Source organism: Aeromonas sp. s12 (genome assembly GCF_040907925.1).
In the GTDB taxonomy this organism is placed as follows: domain Bacteria; phylum Pseudomonadota; class Gammaproteobacteria; order Enterobacterales; family Aeromonadaceae; genus Aeromonas; species Aeromonas veronii.
Genome location: NZ_JBFOCT010000036.1, coordinates 116,045 through 139,523 on the forward strand (window position 1 = coordinate 116,045; position 23,479 = coordinate 139,523).

The 23,479-nt window shown below is 59.6% G+C and carries 19 protein-coding genes; 8 read left to right on the forward strand and 11 right to left on the reverse strand.

All coding sequences use genetic code 11. The annotated features are described in order from the left end of the window. The first annotated feature begins 65 nt into the window (after positions 1-65). The 5 genes from nirB to mgtE all read left to right on the forward strand — a co-directional run bounded on the left by nirB (position 66) and on the right by mgtE (position 6,782). Positions 66-2,612, forward strand: coding sequence for a nitrite reductase large subunit NirB (gene nirB / locus AB5Y67_RS18895; RefSeq protein ID WP_325794103.1), 2,547 nt, complete (start codon positions 66-68; stop codon positions 2,610-2,612). Beyond that, positions 2,612-2,929, forward strand: coding sequence for a nitrite reductase small subunit NirD (gene nirD / locus AB5Y67_RS18900; protein WP_041202829.1), 318 nt, complete (start codon positions 2,612-2,614; stop codon positions 2,927-2,929). The genes nirB and nirD overlap by 1 nt, the downstream gene beginning before the upstream one ends. A 56-nt stretch (positions 2,930-2,985) precedes the next feature. Further along, the gene (nirC, locus tag AB5Y67_RS18905) at positions 2,986-3,798 is read left to right on the forward strand and encodes a nitrite transporter NirC (RefSeq protein ID WP_199427791.1); all 813 of its coding nucleotides are present in this window, start codon (positions 2,986-2,988) and stop codon (positions 3,796-3,798) included. Between the two features lie 12 nt (positions 3,799-3,810). Further along, a complete protein-coding gene (gene cysG / locus AB5Y67_RS18910; RefSeq protein WP_199427792.1) occupies positions 3,811-5,211 on the forward strand; it encodes a siroheme synthase CysG in 1,401 nt (466 codons plus the stop codon). Positions 5,212-5,357: 146 nt separating this feature from the next. Next, complete coding sequence (gene mgtE / locus AB5Y67_RS18915) at positions 5,358-6,782, forward strand: magnesium transporter (protein ID WP_199427793.1); 1,425 nt, start codon at positions 5,358-5,360, stop codon at positions 6,780-6,782. Between the two features lie 81 nt (positions 6,783-6,863). On the opposite strand, the gene AB5Y67_RS18920 is transcribed toward mgtE, so the two are convergent. Beyond that, on the reverse strand, positions 6,864-7,805 hold the full coding sequence (locus AB5Y67_RS18920; protein WP_199427794.1) for a hypothetical protein: 942 nt from the start codon (positions 7,803-7,805) through the stop codon (positions 6,864-6,866). A 358-nt stretch (positions 7,806-8,163) separates the two neighbouring features. Between AB5Y67_RS18920 and AB5Y67_RS18925 the strand changes: the two genes are divergently transcribed. Next, a complete protein-coding gene (locus AB5Y67_RS18925) occupies positions 8,164-10,155 on the forward strand; it encodes a bifunctional 2',3'-cyclic-nucleotide 2'-phosphodiesterase/3'-nucleotidase (RefSeq protein WP_199427795.1) in 1,992 nt (663 codons plus the stop codon). A gap of 244 nt (positions 10,156-10,399) precedes the next feature. Here the strand turns inward: AB5Y67_RS18925 and AB5Y67_RS18930 are convergent, their stop codons facing one another. From AB5Y67_RS18930 to AB5Y67_RS18945, 4 genes are all read right to left on the reverse strand, one after another. Continuing rightward, on the reverse strand, positions 10,400-11,365 hold the full coding sequence (locus AB5Y67_RS18930; RefSeq protein WP_021230728.1) for an ABC transporter permease: 966 nt from the start codon (positions 11,363-11,365) through the stop codon (positions 10,400-10,402). Between the two features lie 2 nt (positions 11,366-11,367). Beyond that, complete coding sequence (locus tag AB5Y67_RS18935) at positions 11,368-12,483, reverse strand: ABC transporter permease (protein ID WP_199427796.1); 1,116 nt, start codon at positions 12,481-12,483, stop codon at positions 11,368-11,370. Further along, positions 12,483-14,048 (reverse strand): ABC transporter ATP-binding protein, encoded by a 1,566-nt coding sequence (locus tag AB5Y67_RS18940; RefSeq protein WP_043821432.1) that lies wholly within the window; start codon positions 14,046-14,048, stop codon positions 12,483-12,485. Before AB5Y67_RS18940 ends, AB5Y67_RS18935 begins: the two co-directional genes overlap by 1 nt. An 85-nt stretch (positions 14,049-14,133) precedes the next feature. Then, the gene (locus AB5Y67_RS18945; protein WP_005340803.1) at positions 14,134-15,132 is read right to left on the reverse strand and encodes a BMP family protein; all 999 of its coding nucleotides are present in this window, start codon (positions 15,130-15,132) and stop codon (positions 14,134-14,136) included. Between the two features lie 506 nt (positions 15,133-15,638). On the opposite strand from AB5Y67_RS18945, the gene uvrD reads away from it, so the two are divergent. Beyond that, a complete protein-coding gene (uvrD, locus tag AB5Y67_RS18950) occupies positions 15,639-17,810 on the forward strand; it encodes a DNA helicase II (protein ID WP_199427797.1) in 2,172 nt (723 codons plus the stop codon). Positions 17,811-17,920: 110 nt separating this feature from the next. On the opposite strand, the gene AB5Y67_RS18955 is transcribed toward uvrD, so the two are convergent. From AB5Y67_RS18955 to ydfZ, 3 genes are all read right to left on the reverse strand, one after another. Beyond that, positions 17,921-19,210, reverse strand: coding sequence for a hypothetical protein (locus AB5Y67_RS18955; RefSeq protein WP_199427798.1), 1,290 nt, complete (start codon positions 19,208-19,210; stop codon positions 17,921-17,923). 244 nt (positions 19,211-19,454) lie between these two features. Further along, positions 19,455-19,982: a transposase gene (locus AB5Y67_RS18960; protein ID WP_199427799.1), complete on the reverse strand. Its 528-nt coding sequence runs from the start codon at positions 19,980-19,982 to the stop codon at positions 19,455-19,457. Between the two features lie 277 nt (positions 19,983-20,259). Further along, positions 20,260-20,457, reverse strand: a complete 198-nt coding sequence (gene ydfZ, locus AB5Y67_RS18965; protein ID WP_005342516.1) for a putative selenium delivery protein YdfZ — start codon at positions 20,455-20,457, stop codon at positions 20,260-20,262. A gap of 311 nt (positions 20,458-20,768) precedes the next feature. Here ydfZ and AB5Y67_RS18970 point away from each other — a divergent pair, with 311 nt between their 5' ends. Further along, entirely contained in the window at positions 20,769-21,269 is a 501-nt protein-coding gene (locus AB5Y67_RS18970) for a DUF1993 domain-containing protein (protein ID WP_158114113.1), read from the forward strand. A gap of 101 nt (positions 21,270-21,370) precedes the next feature. Here the strand turns inward: AB5Y67_RS18970 and AB5Y67_RS18975 are convergent, their stop codons facing one another. The 3 genes from AB5Y67_RS18975 to AB5Y67_RS18985 form a co-directional block, all read right to left on the reverse strand. Continuing rightward, a complete protein-coding gene (locus tag AB5Y67_RS18975; protein ID WP_199427800.1) occupies positions 21,371-21,883 on the reverse strand; it encodes a cupin domain-containing protein in 513 nt (170 codons plus the stop codon). A gap of 125 nt (positions 21,884-22,008) precedes the next feature. Continuing rightward, positions 22,009-22,371, reverse strand: a complete 363-nt coding sequence (locus AB5Y67_RS18980; RefSeq protein ID WP_058059347.1) for a cystatin domain-containing protein — start codon at positions 22,369-22,371, stop codon at positions 22,009-22,011. A gap of 100 nt (positions 22,372-22,471) precedes the next feature. Beyond that, entirely contained in the window at positions 22,472-23,128 is a 657-nt protein-coding gene (locus AB5Y67_RS18985) for a DUF3313 domain-containing protein (protein ID WP_100644777.1), read from the reverse strand. Between the last annotated feature and the right edge of the window lie 351 nt (positions 23,129-23,479).

The following is a 23,479-nucleotide window of genomic DNA, read 5'->3' on the forward strand; positions in this document are numbered from 1 at the left end:
CGCCCCGACTGACTGGGTAGCCTAGCCCCAGAATGATGTTTTATTACTCCAAACTAGAGGCAATCATGAGCAAAGTCAGACTGGTCGTTGTGGGCAACGGCATGGTGGGGCACCGCTTCATCGAAGAGTTGATCGAGCGGGCCGACCCGGGCCGCTACGAGATCACCGTCTTCGGTGCAGAACCCCGTCCCGCCTACGATCGCGTCCATCTCTCCTCCTACTTCTCCCATCACACCAGCGAAGATCTCTCCCTCGTCAAACCCGGCTTCTACGACAAGCACGGCATCCGCCTGCTGCTCGGCGAAGCGGTGAAAAAAATCGACAGGGCCAACCGCGAAGTGCACTCCAACAAGGGCACTGTGGTCGGGTACGACAAGCTGGTGCTGGCCACCGGCTCCTACCCCTGGGTGCCGCCCATTGCGGGCAGCCAGCACCACGAGTGCTTCGTCTATCGCACCATCGAGGATCTGAAAGCCATCCGCAGCGCCGCCAGGAGCGGCAAGAGCGGGGTGGTGATCGGGGGCGGCCTGCTTGGCCTGGAAGCCGCCGGTGCCCTCAAGGCACTGGGTCTAGAGACCCATGTGGTGGAATTTGCTCCGGTGCTGATGGCCGAGCAGCTCGACGGTCAGGGCGGCCAGCTGCTGCGCCGCAAGATTGAATCCATGGGCGTGCAGGTACACACCAGCAAGAGCACCAGCGAGATCCTGATGCATGGCGGTGAACAGGCGAAACACCGCCTCGCCTTCGCCGATGGCAGCCAGCTTGAAGTAGACGTGGTGGTCTTCTCCACCGGCATTCGTCCGCAAGATACGTTGGGCCGCTACGGTGATCTGGCCATCGCCGAGCGCGGCGGCATCGTCATCGACGATCACTGCCTCACCTCCGACCCCGACATCTACGCCATCGGCGAGTGCGCCGCCTGGCAGGGCCGCTTCTTCGGACTGGTGGCACCGGGCTACAAGATGGCCCAGATCACCGTCGACCATCTGCTCGGCGGCGACAGCCGCTTCGAGGGGGCGGACATGAGCGCCAAGCTCAAACTGCTCGGTGTCTCCGTCGGCTCCATCGGTGATGCCCACGGCCGCACCCCGGGCAGCCACAGCTATGTGTTTCAGGACGATCAGGCTGGCGTCTACAAGAAGATCGTGGTGAGCGAAGACAACAGCCGATTGCTCGGCGCCGTGCTGGTGGGTGACGTGGAAGATTACGGCAACCTGCTGCAGATGATGCTCAACGCCCTGCCGCTGCCGAGCCACCCGGATACCCTGATCCTGCCCGCCTACGCCGGTGCCAAACCGACCCTGGGGGTGGATGCCCTGCCGGAAAGCGCCCAGATCTGCTCCTGCTTCGACGTCTCCAAGGGCGACATCGCCCAGGCCGTCGCCGAGGGTCACACCACCCTGGCAGCCATCAAGCAGCACACCAAGGCCGGTACCGGCTGCGGCGGCTGCGTGCCGCTCATCAGTCAGGTGCTCAACGCCGAACTGGTGAAGCAGGGCATCGAGGTCAACAACCACCTCTGCGCCCACTTCCCCCACTCCCGTCAGGAGCTGTTCCATCTGGCCAAGGTGGAGGGGATCAAGAGCTTCGACGAGCTGCTGGCCAAACATGGCCAGGGCTATGGCTGCGAGGTGTGCAAACCAACCGTCGGCTCCATCCTCGCCTCCTGCTGGAACGAGCATGTGCTGAGCCCGCGCAACATCCCGCTGCAGGACACCAACGACATCTTCCTCGGCAACATGCAGAAGGACGGCAGCTACTCCGTCATCCCGCGCATGGCCGGCGGCGAAGTGACCCCGGAAGGGCTGCTGGCGGTGGCCGAAGTGGCCCGCGACTACAAGCTCTACACCAAGATCACCGGCGCCCAGCGCATCGGCCTGTTCGGGGCCCAGAAGGATGATCTGCCGGCCATCTGGCGCAAGCTGCTGGCGGCCGGATTCGAGACCGGTCAGGCCTACGCCAAGGCGCTGCGCATGGCCAAGACCTGCGTCGGCAGCACCTGGTGCCGCTTCGGCGTGCAGGACAGCGTCGGCCTCGGGGTCTTCCTCGAAAACCGCTACAAGGGCATTCGCACCCCGCACAAGATGAAGTTTGGCGTCTCCGGCTGTACCCGCGAATGTGCGGAAGCCCAGGGCAAGGATGTCGGCATCATCGCCACCGATGCGGGTTGGAACCTCTATGTGGGCGGCAACGGCGGCATGAAGCCGCGCCACGCCGATCTGCTGGCCTCCGATCTCGACCGCGAGACCCTCATCAAGCTGATCGACCGCTTTATGATGTTCTACGTCACCAGCGCCGACAAACTGCAGCGCACCTCGGTCTGGCTCGGCAATCTGGAAGGGGGGGTCGACTACCTGCGCGAGGTGATCGTCGACGACAAGCTGGGGCTGGCCGACACGCTCGAGCGCGATATCCAGACCCTCATCGACAGCTACGAGTGCGAATGGTCGCGCACCCTCAATGAAGAGGAGGCACTCAAGCGATTCAGCCACTTCATCAACAGCGACAAGCGCGATCCGGACGTTCAGTTCGTCAGCGAGCGCGACCAGCACCGACCGGCGACCCCGGCCGAGCGCATCCCCGTCTACCAGATCGAGGTGGAAACCAAATGATGAAACTTGCCTGCCAACTCAACGACATCCTGCCGGGAACCGGCGTCTGCGCACTCATTGAGGGTCGCCAGATCGCCCTGTTCCGCCCGAGCGCGGCCGCCGAGGTGTTCGCCATCGACAACCGGGATCCCTTCTTCGCTGCCAACGTGCTGTCACGGGGCCTGATCTGCGAACACGACGGCGAGCTCTGGGTCGCCAGCCCGCTCAAGAAGCAGCGCTTTCGCCTGAGCGATGGCCACTGTTTCGACAATCCCGCCATGTCGGTTCAAAGCTACCCCGTTGAAGTGCGCGACCAGCAGGTCTGGGTCGCCGTCTAAGCCGATTTCACTCTCTTTCGGGCTGCCTGTGGGCAGCCCTCTCAAGGACTCACAAGATGTACACGGAAACCATTAACAAGTGCGCCGCCAACGCGGCCCGCATCAACCGCTTCGAGCGCAGCGACAAGCTCGGCTTCTGGCTCAGCTCCGCCATGGCGGGGGCCTATGTGGGCCTCGGCATCATCCTCATCTTCACCCTCGGCAATCTGGTGGATCCCGCCATCCGGCCGCTGGTGATGGGAGCCACCTTCGGCATCGCCCTGACGCTGGTGATCATTGCTGGCTCCGAGCTGTTTACCGGCCACACCATGTTCCTCACCTTTGGGGTGAAGAGCGGCAAGATCACCATGGCCGACCTGCTGCGCATCCTGCCGCAGACCTGGGCTGGCAACCTGATTGGCTCCATCGTGGTGGCGCTCATCTACTCCTACGGCGGCAGCCTGCTGCCGGACGCAGGCAGCCTGGCCCACAAGGTGGCGCTGGCCAAGACCCAGGCCCCGGCGCTGACCCTGTTTATGAAGGGGATCCTCTGCAACTGGCTGGTCTGCCTCGCCATCTGGATGGCGCTGCGCACCGAAGGGGCGGCCCGCTTCATCGCCATCTGGTGGTGTCTGCTGGCCTTTATCGCTTCCGGCTACGAGCACTCCATCGCCAACATGACCCTGTTCGCCCTCTCCTGGTTTGGCGCCCACTCCGAGGCCTACACCCTGGGCGGCATCGGCCACAACCTGCTGTGGGTGACCCTGGGCAACACCGTCTCCGGCGTCCTCTTTATGGGCCTCGGCTACTGGTATGCCACCCCCAAGGCTGAGCGCCCGGTCGCAGTGAGCGAGACCACCAGCACCGCCAACCAGACCCGAACCGCCTGATCCGGAGGCCCCATGGACTACTTGCCCATCTTTTGCCGACTCGACAACAAACCCGTGCTGCTGGTCGGCGGCGGCGAGGTGGCAGAGCGCAAGGCGCGTCTGCTGCTGGATGCCGGTGCCCACCTCACAGTCGTAGCGCCCAAGCTCGACCCCGAGCTGGCGGAACTGGCGGCCAACGGCAGCATCGAGTGGCTGGCCGGTGAATTTATGCCGGAACAACTAGCGGGCAAGTGGCTGGTGGTGGCCGCCACCGATCGGCGCGAGGTGAATGCGCTGGTTTACCAAAGCGCCAACCGGGCGCGGATCTTTGCCAACGTGGTGGATGACCCGAAACGATCCAGCTTCATCATGCCGTCGATCATCGATCGCTCGCCGCTGATGGTGGCCATCTCCTCCGGCGGCAAGGCGCCGGTGCTGGCCCGGCTGCTGCGGGAAAAACTGGAAGCCCTGCTGCCGCAACATCTGGGGGCAGTGGCGACCTTTGCCGGCAGCCTGCGGGAGCGGGTCAAGGCCCGCTTTGCCAGCATGGGGGAGCGGCGCCGCTTCTGGGAGCGGCTACTCGGGGCAGACCGACTCGGGCAGGCGCTGGCGCGGGGCGATAGCGCCTCTGCCCATCAGCTGGCCGACAACCTGTTTGCCGACGAAAGCCTGACCGGAGGCGAAGTGGTGCTGGTGGGAGCCGGCCCCGGCGATCCGGGTCTGCTCACCCTGCACGCCCTGCGCCAGATGCAGCAAGCCGACGTGGTGGTCTATGACAGGCTGGTCTCGGATGAGGTGATGGCGCTGGTGCGCCGGGATGCCAAGCGCATCTTCGTCGGCAAGCAGGCGGGCAACCACTGTGTGCCGCAGGAGGGGATCAACCAGCTCTTGCTGGAGGAGGCGCAGAAGGGGCAACGGGTGGTTCGGCTCAAGGGGGGCGACCCCTTTATCTTCGGCCGTGGCGGCGAAGAGCTGGAGACGCTCGTTGGTACTGGGATTGGCTTTCAGGTGGTGCCGGGGATCACTGCGGCCAGCGGCTGCGCCGCCTACGCCGGTATTCCGCTGACCCACCGCGATCATGCCCAGAGCGTGCGCTTCGTCACTGCTCACGGCAAGGGGGGCGCCCGGGATCTCGACTGGCCGCTGCTGTCCAAAGATCGGCAGACGCTGGTGTTCTATATGGGGCTCTCATCCTGCGCCACCATTCGCGAGCAGTTGCTGGCCCACGGCAAGGCAAGCAATACGCCGGTAGCGCTGATCGAGCGCGGCACCCAGCCCTGCCAGCGGGTCATTCGCGGCACTCTCGATGAGCTACCCGCGCTGGCGGTGGGGGTCGAAAGCCCGGCGCTCATCATGGTGGGATCCGTGGTGACCCTTGCCGACCGGCTCGCCTGGTTTGGCGAGGCACCGCAGGTTCAGCAAGCCCTCGCCTAAGGGATCCTCGGCAACTCACCATGAGGCCACCAGCAGGTGGCCTCACTTTTACCTCCCTCTTCTCCCATCACGGTCATAACCTGTTGTTTTAAGTCTGGTATCCTATGGGCATTGAGCCCTTGGCTACCATCTCAGGAATTCATCCCATGTCTCTTCCCATCAAGAACAGCGCCCGGCAGCGCGCGGATGACAGATCCCGCATTCTCACCCTGCTGCTACGCGATGACGCCCTCACCGACAGCCTGCTCGATCCGCAGGTGGTGCAGGATGCCGAGCAACGCGATCAGACCAGCGAACTCACCTCGCTGGTCAACGGGTTGCCCGCCGCCGACGTCGCCGATGCGCTGGAGTCGCTGCCGCCCGATGAGCGTCATGCCCTGTGGGCGCTGGTGGAGGAGGAGAAGCGCGGCCAGATCCTGGTCGAAGCGTCGGAGACGGTGTGGGACAGCCTAATCAGCGGGATGAGCGACAAGGAGCTGCTGCACGCCCTGCGCACCCTGGATATCGACGACCAGATCTATCTGGGCCAGTACCTGCCACGCAACCTGATGGGGCGGCTGCTCACCTATATGGCCCCCGCCGACCGGGATCGGGTGCGGGAGGTGATCCGCTACGGCAAGCACACCGTCGGCGCCATGATGGACTTCGAGATCATCACCATCCGCCCCGAGGTGAGTCTGGCCACGGTGCAGCGCTATCTGCGTCTGCGCGGCAAGATCCCCGCCAACACCGACAAGCTGTTCGTCATCGATCGGCGCAACCACCTGCTGGGGGAGCTGGCCCTCACCACAGTGCTGCTGCACAAACCCGCCACCCTGGTGAGCGACGTGATGGAGCGGGATCCGGTCACCTTCGATCCGGAGGATAACGACGAAGCGGCGGCCCGCACCTTCGAGCGGGATGACCTGCTCTCCGCCGCCGTGGTGGATGGCAAGGGCAAGCTGATGGGCCGCCTCACCGTCGAAGAGGTGGTGGATCTGGTCTATGAGGAGAGCGACACCGACCTGCGCCGGATGGGGGGTATCAGCGAGGATGAAGACGTGTTCGCCCCGGTCTCCAAGGCGGTCAAGACCCGCTGGGCCTGGCTCGCCATCAACCTCTGCACCGCCTTTGTCGCCTCGCGGGTGATCGGCCTGTTCGAGCACACCATCTCCCAACTGGTGGCGCTGGCGGCCCTGATGCCCATCGTCGCCGGGATCGGCGGCAACACCGGTAACCAGACCATCACCATGATAGTGCGGGCGCTGGCGCTGCAGCACATTCAGGCTGGCAACCTCTCCTTCCTGCTGCTGCGGGAACTCGGGGTCGCCTTCATCAACGGGCTGGTGTGGGGCGGCACCATGGGCATCGCCACCTATCTGCTCTATCAGGATGCGGCGCTCGGCACCGTGATGACCCTGGCCATGATGCTCAACCTGCTGGTAGCGGCGCTGATGGGGGTCATTATCCCCATGACCATGAACCGACTAGGCCGCGACCCGGCGGTGGGGGCCAGCGTGATGATCACCGCCATCACCGACACCGGTGGCTTCTTTATCTTCCTCGGGCTGGCGACCCTGTTCCTGCTGTAAACCGTGCGTTGAAAACAACAAGGGAGCCACTGGCTCCCTTGTTGTTTCAGGCGCGTTTGCCCGCCCCTGCCGTTGGGCTGCTTATCGCTTGTCAGCGGTGATCAGCAAGCCATTGGTGTCGGGGAAACCGATGACCAGCGCCTCTTTTTTGGCATCCGTGGTAAAGGTGGTGACATAGGCAACGCTGTTATCCATCGCCCGAGCCAGAGCAGCATTCCAGAGGTTTTCGATCGGCGTGGCTGCAGCGGATTGCTTGAAGTTGCACTTGCCAAATCCGGTCATGGTCAGCTTGCTCAACCCGGCAGTGGCACCCCCCTCGCCCACCAGCGTACAACCTGCCGCCGGAAACTCGATCGCCACCGTCAGCTTGCCGCCGTTGTTGGTGGTATCCACCTTGCCCACCATGTCGCTGCTGAAGCCATCGCTGTCCGTGGCACTCCAGCTGGCCGTGGTCACCGCTTTGGTGGTCAGGGCCGTCACCGCCACATGACCGCTGAAACCGGAATAGATGGGGGAATTGTCGGAGAACTTGGTGCCGGTCCGAGTGAAATCAAAAACCCAGCGCTTGATCTCCTTGCCCTGCAGATCGATGACCGGCTGATCCTGGAAGGTGATGAGGTTGTGGTCGTTGGTCACCGAGCTGAGCGCCGTGCTGGTGCCGAGTCGCTCGCTGTTGCGGATCAACTGCACCGGGTAGATCCCGTCTTTGTCGGCTTTCTGGTCAGCCTGACCCAGCCACTGGCTGTTGGTCTCGACCTTGCCCACCTGATGATCCACCCAGACACCCCAGTGCTGCACGGTTTCACCCTTCGGGTAGACCAGCGCCAGACCATCCAGACCCTTGATCATGCGCGGCGTCGCCTTGTCGCCGTCGCGGCTCATCAGATTCGCTTGGTAAAGACCCGCCTCCGGCAGAGCCAGTGGCACCCGCTTGGCGATGCTGTTGGCAGCTTTTTCGCTGTCACAGGCAGACAGGGCCGCAGCGCAGGCGATGGCCAGCAGCGCTTTGTTGTGCATTTTCATGAGTTTTTATTCCTTGCTGTCGCTTTGTAATTTTTTAGATGCAATCAATCGCCGCTGAATTTAAGGGAAAGGTCATCTATCAGTCGAATGGAGATCTGTAACCAACCATTACAGCCTCGCAGGAACGGCAGGCCGCGCCGCTTGCCCCGACCGCACTGCGGTGACGACAGGGTGACTCACGGCGGAAAGCAGCGAAAGTAGCGGCCCTGAATAAAGACAAAAAACAGATGCAAATCAGAGTCATAACTCTATTAACAGGAGGGTAATTAGCCCGAATTGCCAGCCTGCTCACAATAGGATTCTTTTGCTGTCGATAGAATGCACCACGCTGGCATACCCATAACAAGAGAATCCAACAATGAAAACCACCCTCAAACTGAGCGCGGTGGCAGTTATCTTTTTGCTGTCCGGCTGTGACGACAACAACTCTCAGGCCCCCGGTGATCTCACCCTGCGGCTGATCGAAACCTCTGATATCCACTCCAACCTGCTGAGTTACGACTACTACCAGAACAAGCCGGATGCCTCGCTGGGCTTCGCCCGCACCGCTGTGCTGATCCGCAAGGCCCGCGAAGAGAACGCCAACAACTTGCTGATCGACAACGGCGACCTGATCCAGGGCACCCCGCTGGCCGACTATATCCACGACCAGCAGGTCAAACAGCAGTGGCTGAGCAGGCAGACCCACCCCGCCATCAAGGCGCTCAACACCATGAGCTATGATGTCGGCAACCTGGGCAACCACGAGTTCAACTTCGGTCTCGACTTCCTCTCAGAGACCCTGAAAGGGGCCAACTACCCCTACATCAACGCCAACGTCTTCCAGGCCGATGCCTTCAGCCGTGATGGCAAGGGCACCATCGACTGGAGCAAGCAGAAGTTCAAACCCTATGTGGTGCTGGATCGTCAGGTGAAGGATGCCAACGGCAATACCCAGACCATCAAGGTCGGTGTGCTGGGCCTGACCCCGCCCCAGATCACCCAGTGGGACAAGCGCAATCTGGAAGGCAAGGTGGTGGTGGCCGATATGGTCGAGACCGCCGAGCACTATGTACCCGAAATCCGCGCCAAGGGCGCAGACATCGTCGTGGTCGTGGCCCACACCGGCATCATAGGTGACCCGCGCGAACCCATGATGGAGAACGCCGCCCTGCCGCTGGCCAAGGTGAAAGGGGTTGATGCCCTGCTGCTGGGCCACGCCCACCGTACCTTCCCGGGTGACTACCCCAACATGACCGACGTGGACAACGAGAAAGGCACCCTGGCGGGCGTACCGACCGTGATGCCGGGCGTCTGGGGCAACCACCTCGGCATCATCGACCTGCACATGACCTGGAAAGAGGGTCGCTGGGAAGTGGCCTCCAGCCAGTCCCAGCTGCGCAAGATCGACAGTAGCGCCAGCAGCACCGAAGATCAGGCGGTGGTCGATCAGGTCATTGCCGAGCACGAGCAGGCCAACCAGTGGCTGGACGAGCCCCTCAGCAAGATCACCAAGCCGATCCACAGCTTCTTCGCGCTGGTGCAGGATGACCCCTCCATCCAGATCGTCAGCGACGCCCAGCTGTGGCACGCCAAGAAACTGCAACAGGATGGTCAGCTCAAGGAGAAATGGCCCATCCTCTCCGCCGCCGCGCCATTCCGTGGCGGTCGCAACGGTCCGACCGACTTCACCTATGTACCGGCTGGCGATATCTCCCTGCGCAACGTGGCCGACCTCTATGTCTACCCCAACACCCTGCAGGTGGTCGCCATCAATGGCGCGGCCGTACAGGAGTGGCTGGAGAAGAGCGCCGTCCAGTTCAACAAGATCGATGCCGCCAGCACCGCGACCCAGTGGCTGGTGAACGAGAAGTACCGCACCTACAACTTCGACGTGATCGACGGGGTAAACTATCAGGTCGATGTGACCAAACCTGCCCGTTACGATGTGGATGGCAACAAGGTGAGCGACAGCTATCGCATCACCAACCTCACCTATCAGGGCAAGGCAATCGACCCGGCCCAGATGTTCTACGTGGTGACCAACAACTACCGCGCCAGCGGTGGTGGCAACTTCCCGGGCATCAACGCCAAGGTGATCGTCCATGAAGATCAGTTCGAAACCCGCGAAGTGCTCTCCGAATACCTCAAGGATCTGGCAGAGAAGAATCCGGCCGGTTTCGAGCCACCGGCAGACAACAACTGGCAGTTGGCCCCCCTGCCCGCCAATCTGGATCTGCGCATCTACAGCTCGCCACGCAGCGAGGCGCAAGCCCTGACCGGTGGCAAGCTGAACTATGTGGAGACCCTGCCACCCACCGATGCCAAACACCCCGGCTTTGGTGTCTACAAGCTGGTGCTGGCACCCTGAGCCTCAGGGTTAATCCGCAATAACCTCTGCAACCCCCTCCTGATACGAGGGGGTTTTTAATGGTACTGGCAGCGGGATATGCACCTGTAAGCCAGCCGCTACCCGCAGCAACTCACGCAGCCCGTTTATCCCTTCACGCCATCCAGATCCCGGCTGGTCTGCCCCATCCCGCCCATAAAAAAACAGGCCCACCGAAGTGGGCCTGCAGTTATTTGCGTGGGTGGGAGTATCGCGATAGAGGGCGCTACTCCCGCTCCTTCACATAAGGTGTACCAAGCGCCTTGGGTGCCACCGCGCGGCCGATAAAGCCGGCCAGCAGGAACACGGTCAGGATGTAGGGCAGTGCCTCGATGGCCTGCACCGGAATGGCGAAGCCGCCGATGCTGACCCCTTGCAGGCGGATGGCAACCGCATCTAGGAAGCCGAACAGCAGGCAGGCTGCCATGGCATTCCAGGGACGCCACTTGCCGAACACCAGCGCCGCCAGCGCCATAAAGCCCTTGCCCGCACTCATGTTGGGGATGAACTGGGCCGTCTGGGCCACCGCCAGATAGGTGCCACCGATACCGGCCAGCAGGCCGCCGATGAGGAGCGCGGTGTAGCGCATCCGCACCACAGAGATACCGGCGGTATCGACCGCTGCGGGCGCCTCACCCACCGCCCGCAGCCGCAGACCGAAGCGGGTACGGAACATCACCCACCAGGCCAGCGGCACACAGGCAAATGCCACGTACTCCAGCAGGGAGTGGCCACTCAGCAGCTCGCTGTAGAGCTGGCCGATCACCGGCACATCCCACAGCTCCTTGGCATAGGGCAGATCGATGGGGGCGAAACGGGCATCACCGGAGAGCGCCGGAGTCTGGCCCCCCTGATCGAACCAGTAACGGCCCAGGGTAACGGTCAAACCGGCCGCCAGAATGTTGATGGCCATGCCGCTCACCACCTGATCACCGCGGTGGGTGATGGTGGCAAAGCCGTGCATCAGGGCGAACAGGATGGAGACACCCACCCCGGCACCCAGACCTATCCAGGCAGAACCGGAGACCGCTGCCGCCGCACCACTGGCGAACGCCGCCGCCAGCAGTTTGCCTTCCAGCGCGATGTTGACCACCCCGGAGCGCTCGCAGAACATGCCGGCCATGGCGGCCAGAATGAGGGGCGGCGCGGTACGGATGGTGGCATCCAGCATCAGGATCAGAATTTCAAACATGATCAGGCCCCCTTGACTTGCGCAGAGCGGTTGGCAAACGCCAGATAGAGCTGCTCGATGCGCGGACGCATCATGTGCTCAAGGGCGCCACAGAACAGGATCACCAGACCCTGCAACACCACCACGATGTTGCGGTCGACACCGAACTCGAAGCTGAGCTCGGCGCCCCCCTGATAGAGGAAACCGAACAGCAGGCTGGCGATGATGACGCCGACCGGATGGTTGCGCCCCATCAGCGCCACCGCGATACCGGTGAAGCCGAACCCTTCCACGAAGTTGAGCTTGATCTGGTGCAGTTCACCCTGCAGCACGTTGAGGGCGAAGAAGCCCGACAGCATGCCGGAGATGACCATGGCCAGGATCACCACCTTGGGATAGGAGATACCGGCATAGGCGGAGGCGCTTTGGCTGGCGCCGACCGAGCGGATCTCGTAACCCCAGCGGGTGTGCCAGATAAAGACCCACACCAGCGCCGCACAGATCAGCGCCCAGAAGAAGCTGATGTTAAGGGGGCTGTTGGGGACCTCCATCCCGAACAGGTTCGCCAGCCCACTCATCTTGGGCAGCCAGCTTGCTTCGGCAAACACCTTGCTCTCGGTCGCCATCGAACCGGGCGGTTTGAACACCTCCACCAGCAGATAAGCCATCAGCGAGGCGGCGATGAAGTTGAACATGATGGTGGTGATAACAATATGGCTGCCGCGCTTGGCTTGCAGCCAGGCCGGAATAAAGGCCCAGGCCGCACCGAACAGACCACCGGCAATGATGGAGAGCGGCAACAGCAGGGCAAACGGCAGCACATCGCCGAGCATCAGACAGACCAGACCGACACCGAGACCGCCGATATAGGCCTGACCTTCACCACCGATGTTGAACAGACCGGCGTGGAAGGCGACCGCCACCGACAGACCGGTAAAGATAAAGCCGGTTGCGTAGTAGAGGGTGAAGCCGACCCCTTCACCGGTACCGAACGCGCCGTACCACATGATCTTGGCGGCATCGACCGGGTTGATGTCGAGGTAGTAGAACAGAATGGCCGACACCAGGAAGGCCAGCAGAATGTTGACCGCAGACAAGACGCCCACGGAGACCCAGGCAGGAATACGTACTTGGCTCATCAGTGGGCCTCCTTGGCAACTTCGTCCGGCACTATGTTCGCCATCATCAGACCAATGGTGCGCTCGTCCGCCTTGGCACCATCCAGCTCGCCGACGATGCGACCGTCGGCAATGACCAGAATCCGGTCAGCGAGGCTCATGATCTCGTCCAGCTCCACCGAGACCAGCAGCACAGCCTTACCCTTGTCGCGCATGGCGATGATCTGCTGATGGATATACTCGATGGCGCCGATGTCGACCCCGCGGGTCGGCTGGCCGATCAACAGCACATCCGGGTCCTGCTCCACTTCACGGGCAATCACCAGCTTCTGCTGGTTGCCACCGGAGAAGTTAGCGGTCTTGTGATCAGGATGAGGCGGGCGCACATCCCACTTCTCCATCTTGGCCTGACAATCCTGCTGGATCGCCTCCTTGTTCTGCAGCCACCCCTTGTTGTATTGCGGGCGACGGTGATAACCGAGAATAAAGGCCTCTTTCGCCTCGAAGCGGTTGATCAGCCCCATCTTGTGGCGATCTTCCGGCACATGACCGAGGCCGTAGTTGCGCACCAGCTCCGGATCGGCCGGGTGCTCCGCGCTCACCTTGTGCACGCCGCTGCGGCTGCTGATGGTAAAGCCACCCTTGCTCGGCTTGAGAATGCCGCCAAGCAGGCTGAGCAGTTCGGACTGACCGTTGCCGGAGACCCCGGCGATGCCGACCACTTCACCGGCCCGCACCTCGAAGCTGACCGATTTGACCCGCTCCACCTTGCTGGCGTCGACGTAGCTGAGCCCTTCGATCTTCAGCTTGGCTTCACCGGGCTGGGTTGGCCCCTTGTCGACCTTGAGGCGCACCTTGCGGCCCACCATCAGTTCGGCCAGCTGCTCCTTGTCGGTATCCTTGGTGGCGACGTGTGCCACCATCTCGCCACGGCGCATGATGGAGACCTGATCGGTAATAGCCAGGATCTCCCGCAGCTTGTGGGTGATAAGGATGATGGTCGCCCCCTGATCCCGCAGTTTTTTCAGCACCTCGAACAGGTGATCCGCCTCTTGCGGGGTCAGCACCCCGGTCGGCTCGTCGAGGATCAGGATGCGGGCGCCGCGATAGAGCGCCTTGAGAATTTCGACCCGCTGTTGCAAGCCAACCGGCAGATCTTCGACCTTCTCGTGCAGCGGCACGTCGAGGCCATAGTCTCGCGCCAGTTCGCCCAGCAGCTTTTCGGCTGACGCCACGCTCTGCTGAAGGTGCCAGCCGTTCTCAGCGCCGAGGATGACGTTTTCCAATACGGTGAAGTTATTGACCAGCATGAAGTGCTGGTGAACCATGCCCACCCCTGCGGCAATCGCATCTTGTGAGCCATGGGGTTTGAAAGGATTCCCGTCTATCAGCATCTCGCCTTTGTCGGCATGGTAGAAACCATAAATGATGCTCATCAGGGTGGACTTACCGGCGCCATTTTCGCCGACAATGCCGTGGATACTGCCTTTGCGAACCTTAAGGTCGATCAGCTTGTTGGCGTACACTTCGCCGAACCGCTTATCGATACCTCTTAATTCGATGGCATAGCGATCTGTCTGGTCCATGATGCAGCCCTGCGTTTCATGAAATAAGACTAAAAACCGGCCCGTGCGGGCCGGTGGTGCGTTGAGAGTCGTAGCAACTATCTAATTAGTATTTGCAGGTGTTATCGCTCATGTAGTCATGAACCTTGACCTTGCCAGCGATGATTTCAGCCTTGATGGCATCCACCTTGGCTTTCATTTCCGGGGTGATCAGCTTCTCGTTGTCCTTGTCGAGTGCCCAATCCACACCACCTTCGGCCAGACCCAGGTTCTTGATACCCGGCTTCCACTCGCCTTTGGCAGCGTCATCCCAGGTCTGGTAAGCGGCCAGACCCACAGACTTGACCATGGAGGTCAGCATGGTGCCCGGTTGCAGGTGGTTCTGGTTGGAGTCCACCCCGATGGCGAACTTGCCGCTGTCCTTGGCTGCCTGATAGACACCAATACCGGTACCGCCAGCTGCGGCGTAAACCACGTCAGCGCCCTTGGCGAACTGGGACTTGGCCAGCTCGGCACCTTTGGCCGGGTCAGCAAACGCGGCCGGGGTAGAGCCCGCCATGTTCTGGAACACTTCGATCTTCGGATTGACGAACTTGGCACCCTGCTCGTAACCGCACTGGAATTTGCGGATCAGCGGGATATCCATGCCGCCCACGAAGCCGACCTTGCCGCTCTTGGAAGCGATGGCAGCCAGTGCGCCCACCAGGAAGGAACCTTCATGCTCCTTGAAGATGACGGACTGGACGTTCGGCTTGTCGACCACCATGTCGATGATGGTGAACTGGGTTTTCGGGAATTCGGTCGCTACTTTCTCAACGGCAGAACCCATGTTGAAACCGACCGCCACGATCGGGCCGTTGCCACGGCTGGCCAGACGACGCAGACCCTGCTCGCGCTGGGCTTCGTTCTGGGGTTCAAACTCTTTGACCTTGACGCCCTTGTCCTTGTTGTAGAGCTCGACGCCGTTACGGAACACGGCTTCGTTGAATGATTTGTCATACTTGCCCGCGGTGTCATAAATGACGGCTGGCTCGGAAGCAGCCTGAGCAGAGAGAGCAGCGAGAGTGAGGGAGGCCACGGTGGCCAGCTTGAGCACTTTAGTCACGATCGTATCCTTGATTGTTATTAAGTGAGGGAACTTGCTTGCCTGTCAGAACAGGCTATCTAGCACGCAGGCTTACTCTAAGTCAGCCCCGATGCGGGTCAAGCAAATGATAAGGGAAAAACGTTTGCGTTAACGGTTTGAATTCTAAGCAAACAACCTTATAAGCAGTTGTTTTTTAGCTACTTTTCAGTTTTTTATGCTAACAACCAAAAGACCCAAACGACATTTCTCTTATTGTTCAGCAAGTTACTGTAAACCGTTTTCCCCTGTTATTCATCCAGCCCCCCGGCAAGCCCGTGATCCGGCTCGCAAAATCCCCACAAACCGCGCGAGCAAGGATTGGCTACAGCTGGAGACCTCCCCGCCCCGTTCTCTCTGCGCCAGCCAAAAATGGCCGCACCGGCGCCCTTGCAGGACCCCATCTCACCCCTCCCCCCGAGTTTGGATTTGGTCTGGCAGGGGGATGGCCGTATAATCCCCGCCTGTATAAATAAACAGGAGTGGTGATGGACGTTTCAACCCTGCTCGACGGGCTCAACGACAAGCAAAGAGATGCCGTTGCGGCGCCCCGCAGCAACCTGCTGGTGCTGGCCGGTGCCGGTTCGGGCAAGACCCGGGTACTGGTGCACCGTATCGCCTGGCTGATGCAGGTGGAACGCTGTTCACCCTTCTCCATCATCGCGGTCACCTTTACCAACAAGGCGGCGGCCGAGATGCGCGGCCGGGTCGAAAAAGTGATCGGCGACGGCGTGCGCGGCATGTGGATCGGCACCTTCCACGGCATCGCCCACCGCCTGCTGCGGGCCCACCATCTGGATGCGGGCTTGCCGCAGGATTTCCAGATCCTCGACTCCGACGACCAGTACCGGCTGATCCGCCGGGTGCTCAAGGCGCTCAACCTCGACGAGAAGCACTGGGCCCCGCGCGCCGTGATGGGTTACATCAACGGCAAGAAGGACGAAGGGCTGCGCCCCGGCGACATCGACCTCTACGGTGACCCCGTCACCCGCACCTATCAGCAGATCTACAAGACCTATCAGGAGACCTGCGATCGCTCCGGTCTGGTGGACTTCGCCGAGCTGCTGCTGCGCGCCCACGAGCTGTGGCTCAACAAACCGCACATCCTCGAGCACTACCGCGACCGCTTCCAGAACATCCTGGTGGACGAGTTTCAGGATACCAACGGCATCCAGTACGCCTGGCTGCGGATGCTGGCGGGCAACAGCGGCAAGGTGATGATCGTCGGCGACGATGATCAGTCCATCTACGGCTGGCGCGGCGCCAAGATCGAGAACATCCAGCGCTTCCTGACCGACTATCAGGGGGCCGAGACCATCCGCCTCGAGCAGAACTACCGCTCCACCGCCAATATCCTCAAGGCCGCCAACAGCGTCATCGCCAACAACGCCGAACGCCTTGGCAAGGAGCTGTGGACCGAAGGGGCCGAGGGCGACCCGATTTCCCTCTACGCCGCCTTCAACGAGGTGGACGAAGCGCGCTTCGTGGTCGGCCGCCTCAAGGATTGGAAGGAAAAGGGCGGCCTGTTGGCCGACTGCGCCATCCTCTATCGCTCCAACGCCCAGTCACGGGTGCTGGAAGAGGCGCTGATGCAGGACGCCATGCCCTACCGCATCTACGGCGGCCTGCGCTTCTTCGAGCGGCAAGAGATTAAAGACGCCATGGCCTACCTGCGGCTGATCAACAACCGTGGCGACGACGCCAGCTTCGAGCGGGTGGTCAACACCCCGACCCGCGGCATCGGCGATCGCACCCTGGAGATATTGCGGAGCAACGCCCGCGATCAGGGCCAGAACCTGTGGCAATCGGCCAAGGCGCTGCTCAATGACAAGGTGCTGACCGGTCGCGCCGGAAACGCGGTGCGCGGCTTTGTCGAACTGATCGACGCGCTGGAAGAACAGGTCTCCCTGCTGCCGCTGCACCAGCAGGCCGATATCGCCATCCAGAACTCCGGCCTCAAGGCGATGTATCTGGCGGAAAAAGGCGAGAAATCCCAGGCGCGGGTAGAGAACCTGGACGAACTGGTCACCGCCTGCCGCCAGTACCAGCGCCCGGACGAGTTGGAGGATATGAGCGATCTCTCCGCCTTCCTCGCCCACGCGGCGCTGGAGTCCGGCGAGAATCAGGCAGACGAATATGCCGACGCGGTGCAGCTGATGACATTGCACAGCGCCAAGGGCTTGGAGTTCCCGCTGGTGCTGCTGGTCGGCGTCGAGGAAGGGATGTTCCCCAGCCAGCAATCCACCGAGGAGTCGGGCCGGCTGGAGGAGGAGCGCCGCCTCTGTTACGTCGGCATGACCCGCGCCATGGAGAAGCTCTACATCTGTTATGCCGAGAGCCGCCGCATCTACGGCCGCGAGATGTTCCACAAGCCGAGCCGCTTTATCCGCGAGATGCCCGCCGAGTGTCTGGAAGAGATCCGCCTGCGCACTCAGGTCAGCCGCCCCACCCAGTACGGCCGCTTTAGCCAGAACGAGGTGCAACAGAGCTTCGATGCCAGCGGCATCAAGCTCGGCCAGCGGGTGCTCCATCCGAAATTCGGCGAAGGGGTGGTACTCAACTTCGAAGGGGTCGGCCAGCAGAGTCGGGTGCAGATCCAGTTCGACGACGTCGGCGCCAAGTGGCTGGTGACGGCGTATGCCAGATTGGAAGCGCTTTGATTTTTCCCGCCTTTTGAAATAACCAACCCGGCTTAGGCCGGGTTGGTTTATATATCATAGCTTTCTTATGCAAGAATTTTTATTTATAAGAAAAATCCAAAGTAGCTAACTCACTCATAATCTCTAGGCGAACCACTAATAGTTAATTTGTAATCTGACAAACCGAATCTACCTATCTGTGGTGTACAACTAGCGATTATATTAACTGACAATTCTCGACCGATAACATCATCTTCTTTTCGATGATGACCGCTAGCATAACCACTCATTAAGACTTCAAATCCGTCATTAAATTTAAAACTATCGACGGCTATCTCTAGGTCATCAAATATAGTGTCAGTCTCAGCCATTGGGCCTGATAACTCCTCACTATTAAGAATGTCATAACTTGTTTCATTGACCATATCACATATCTTTTCCGCTAATTCATCAGCAGATAACAAATCTATGTTGAAACCCTCCAATATCATCTGAACATGATCAAAAAGTAACTCTCCAGATATTATTTCTTCATTGTCATTTTCAGCACTTGCTATATTGCTAAGCTTATCAGCCAAATATACTGAATCGTGATAGATGAATTTTATTTCATCTAACTTTGAGTTGTTGAAATTTTTATCATTGATCAGCATATCTATGGTGTCATACCCAAACATGGCAGCGATAGTGTTAGTTAATCCACTAAGGCTCATGGTCACGCCATCTTGTTGGATGCTATTTGAAAGCAAATTCATCCATTGATACAAGATAGGAAAGCGATTTGAAGCTAACGTTGCCCTATGAATTGCGGCTTGCCTTTCAAATTTCATTTTTTCTGTGTCCTCTTGTCGTTTTTTCACTTCAAGCTCGACACGTAACTTCTCTGCCTGAGAACTTTTTATTTCCAACTCTGCACGTTTGTTTTTTGTCTTTAAATCTATATATTCCATTATCTTGTTACGTCGTTCACTTTTCCGCATCTCCTCTTGAAGATCCATTTCAATTTCTTGAGTAAGAAACTCTTTTTCAGGATTTGCTCTAAGCCTGACTTTGTTAAGTTGTTTCTGAGCCTTTGCCTGGTTAATATCCAATTCTATAGCTTGTTTGTGCTGTGATAGAATAACGGCATTCTGTTTTTGTTTTACCCATAGTGATAAATGTGGAAATACAAACAGATATAATACCGTCAGCATTAATGGAAGGATTATCAGATCCACATCATAAAGTAGATTTGTGATGTGCATGGTATCAACCATGTATTTTATTCTTTCATCAATTGAGGCTGTTCCTAAAAAAAGGGTTGCCAACTTATCCCAGTTACATATACACCAAGAGAAAATAAAGGTGCCAATTATAGGGTCTTTAACCCTTATTCTGGCATTACCTTTAATGGAACTCCATATATCCTCTAATATTCCCACTCTCACTCCCATCGGCAAAATAAGTTTTAATTTCTGATTGTTAATGTAACAAAAATACGCCTAATCTTATGATATATTTACATAAAATCTGTGACATCGATCTTTTAGTAGATGACGTAGCTGGTGAAGCTACGCCGTTTTCTTTAATTAAAGGGCCGTAGGTTCGATTAGCGAAGCGTAATCGGACGATCGCGTAAGACGTTCGCGTAATCGGTCGCTTACAACGGAACAACCCTTTAGGGGTTTACTCCAATCCCCCCACCCCATCCACCGACCCACACCAATCCGGCGGATAGACGCCGCTCGCCACGTAACGATGGAAGGTGGAATACGGCCAATCGGCCACCCGGGTGACATGACCATGCTTGAGCGGGTTGATATGGACGTAATCCATATGGTGGCGGTAATCCTGCTCATCCCGGATCAGATGTTCCCAATAATGGCGCTGCCAGATGCCCCGCTCGCCGTGGCGTAACCGGGTCTGGCTGCGCCGCTCGTTTACCGGCAAGGCGCGGGAAAAGTGGCTTTTGATCAGCCGCCAACGCAGGGGGAAATCGGTGTCCCCTTCCGGCAATGAGAGAATGCAGTGGAGATGGTCGGGCAACACCACCCATGCGTGAATGGCGAAGGGGTGAGCCTGTTGCACCTTGGCAACGCTATGGCGCAGCAGGTCGATCTGCTCCACCAGCAACCGGTTGTTGCACCGCTCCAGCAGGTTGACGGTAAAGAACCAGGTTCCTCCTGGCCACCATGCCCGCCGCCAATTGGCCATCCTTTTCCCCTCATCGAGACCGAAAAGCCAAGCATAGCCTTGCCTCACTTCGATCTGCTTGCGGGTCGTGATGGTGCGGATGTTCCATTACGAGATTGTTCGATTACGCGATCGTCCGATTACGCTTCGCTAATCGAACCTACATGGCAACTCAAAGCGGCTTGAAGCATTGCAATAGAAAGGTGGGTAAAACAGAAAGGGAAACTTAGAAACCCGGCCGCCAGATGGGGCGCGGCGGCCGGGTGAATTGTAAAGAGTAGGGTGACAGGGAAAGGGATCAGCCTAGTCTAATCAACTCGATGGGGGCGTAGCGCTCACCGGAGTTTGCCAGCAGCACGCACTTCTCATGCTCCGCCTGATAGGGGGTCATATTGTCGGTGTGGGCCTCTTTCAGAAAATCGACTGCGCCAGTGGCGGCAATCATGACGCGCTGACCCAGGTTCAGCACATTGCGGTTACGGTCATAGATCTTCATCTCATTCTCCTTTTCTTGGGTCCTGGCGGATGCGCAGGCGTCTGTCCAGGACAACGGCATTCAGCCTACGCCCCTGAAAAAAGGTGATTTATGTCACAGATCAAAAAAGGGGCGATAAGGGACTCGCAGGTTCAGAAAGCGAGCATGGCCCCTTGGCCAACGGCTGTCGCGCGAAGTAGCGCAGCCCTACCCTTTTCGTCGCGGCGGGCTCGAACCCGGCAGCGGTTGGGGTATATTGGTGGCCGATTAGCCAGTCTCATTCACTGTGGCCGCGCACGCGGGCCGCTGTTTCAACAAGATGGAGAGTGCTCATGAATCGCGATATCACCGCCCAGTTCATCAAGATGCTGACCAATCTGGATCACTGTCTGGCCAAGGCCGAGGCCCACGCCGCGGCGAAGCAGTTCAACGTGGAGAACTTCTTCGGCGATCGGCTGATCGTCGATATGCTGCCGCTGTCCAAGCAGGTGCTGATCTGCTGCGATTCGGCCCGCGCCGTGGTGGCCACCGCCAGCCACAGCGAACTGCCGGCCATGGGCGATGATCCCAAAACCATCGCCGATCTGCGCGCCCATATCGGCAAGACCATCACCTATCTGCAAGGCAAGCTGGACGCGGACTACAGCCAGTACGCCAGCGGCCGTTACGTGCCCCACTGGGCGGGCGGCAAGGGGATGGATGGCCATACCTGCGTCCATGAGTACGGCATTCCCAACTTCTACTTCCACCTCACCATGGCCTACGCCCTGCTGCGCCGCGCCGGGGTCGATCTCGGCAAGCGCGACTATCTGGGCGGGCTCAACCTGCAATAAGCGCCGCTCGCCACAGGCGGCAAACAGATAGCAAAAGCCTGCCAAGCGGCAGGCTTTTTTATATCGGGTGGTACGGGGCTGGTGCGAAGAAAGGCTGCGCCCTAGAAGGGGCCGTTGCGCTCGCGCAGCTTGTCGGGCAGGCCGTCGTGATCCCCCAGCTCGCGCGCGGGCACGTCGTCCCAGTGCAGCTTGCCGAGGGTGATATTGCGCTCGGGGTGCACGGCATAGTGGATGCGGTTGTCCTCCCGATCGGTATCGCCAATGCAGAGCAGGCGGACAGTCTCTTCGGTGTTGTTGATAAAGGCGTGGGACAGCCCGTCACCGGCCTTGAAGCCGACCGAGTCACCCGGTTGCAGCCGATAAAGCACCCCATCGAGCCAGACATCCGGCGTCCCTTCCAGCACGTGAACGAACTCGTCCTCGGTCTTTTCGGCGTGGGGCCAGCTGGTGCGGTGGCCGGGTTCAACAATCTCATGGTGAATGCCGATGCGGCTAAAGCCGAAGTGCTTGCCGAGGGCGCAGCCGCGAGAAAGGGGCTCCTGACTGCCGGAGTAGTATCGCGGCGTCTGCTCTTGCAGCTCGCTCCAGTGTTTGATGCAGGGGTGGCGATTCATAGCGGTTCCTTTTCTATGAGGATGCAGTCACGGGAAGGGTCATCCTGACTGTCAGAATGCGGGGAGAAAAGCAGAAATTTTCTGGTCAGATGAGCCCCTCTGACGAGGGGCTCAACAAGCAGGAATTACTTGGCCTTGACGCAAGGCAAGGGAGGAAGCTCGCCCTGTGCAGCCGTGCGGGTCATCTGGTAGTTGCCGGCAAGATCCCGATAGACACGGGTGTTCCACACCTCTCCATTGTCGAGCTGGAACTCGATGTCGTAGTTGACCCCGGAGACCACCTGGCTGCGCACCTCGCGGATGCTCTGCAGTTTGGCGGCCGTGTTCATGCGAGCCAGCACGCTGGCCAACGCAGCCTCTCCTTCAGCATTGGGCAACGGCTGACTCTGCCAGCCACCCGCCATCGGCGCACACTCAGGCGTGGGTGACGAGATACTGCAGGCACTCAACAGGCCAGCAACAAGGATGGGTAACAACACGCGTTTCATATCATTTTCTCCTGCCTGCAAAATGACCACCTTATCAACATCTTGTCATTATTGCAGCCCAAAAGGCTCCCGCAGCGTCCCGCTTGGACGCGCCACTCGATCAGCGCCCCAGATTGTCCGCCAGCTGTTTGGCGCGGCTGGCCGCCCACTGGTCGATCATCTTCTCCATCTCCTCGGCGGTGATGGGCTCATCCTTGTGGGTGGTATCCGTGCTCTCGCGGGCATCCATCACCCGCACCAGCAGCTTGCCGCTCCGGGAGTCGAGCAGCTGGGCCATGCTGCCCACCTTGAGCAGGTAGGGCTCCTTGCCGATCACTTCGCGGGTGACGTTGATGGCGATCTTGGCCGGCAGCAGGTCACGCAGCTTGGGGTCGGGGCGGGTCAGGTCGAAGTTGGTGACGGCGGCCTGGATCCGCATCACTTTCGGGCCTGGGGCGGTGGCGATCTTGACGCCCTGCTTGATCAGCTCGCTCTGGAACTTGTCGTGGTAATAGCGGCCAATCTGGTTCTGTTCATTGGCGGTCAGCAGATACCACTGACCATTCTCCTGCCGGATAAACTGCAGCGGATCGAGCAGCACCTCATTGTATTGGCGCAGGTCAACGCCCGGCTCCTTGTAGACGCGCTGATTGGGGTTGCTCTCGCTCTGCTGGAAGGCTGTCAACGGGATCGCCTGCAAGCTGTGGGATACCTGATTCTTGACGGCGCAGCCACCCAGCAGGGCCGCAGCCACGGCAACCATCACGACCTTTTTCATATTTGCTCCTGCATTTTACTGTTTGTTTTTGCTGTGGATTTCGCACCACATGGCTGGAGAACCCGTGCCGGATGCCGCCAATGTCACAGAGAAATAACCTATTCATCACCTTCCCACAAGCAACAGATCACGATTGTTCAGCTCACATCCAAGTTGTCACAATTGAGGCACTTTTGTACAGGGTCAGCCAGGGTATGAACGGCAATCTGGCGAGGGTTAGGTTGTTTAATCCGGCTAAATGGGGCGGCGGAAAGCGCTCAGTTTTTTCAAACGATGGGGGCCAACGAGCGGCGTGGGTTGAACGGGGGAATGCCCTGGAACGCGCGATGACCGATCATCAGCCATCTTGCG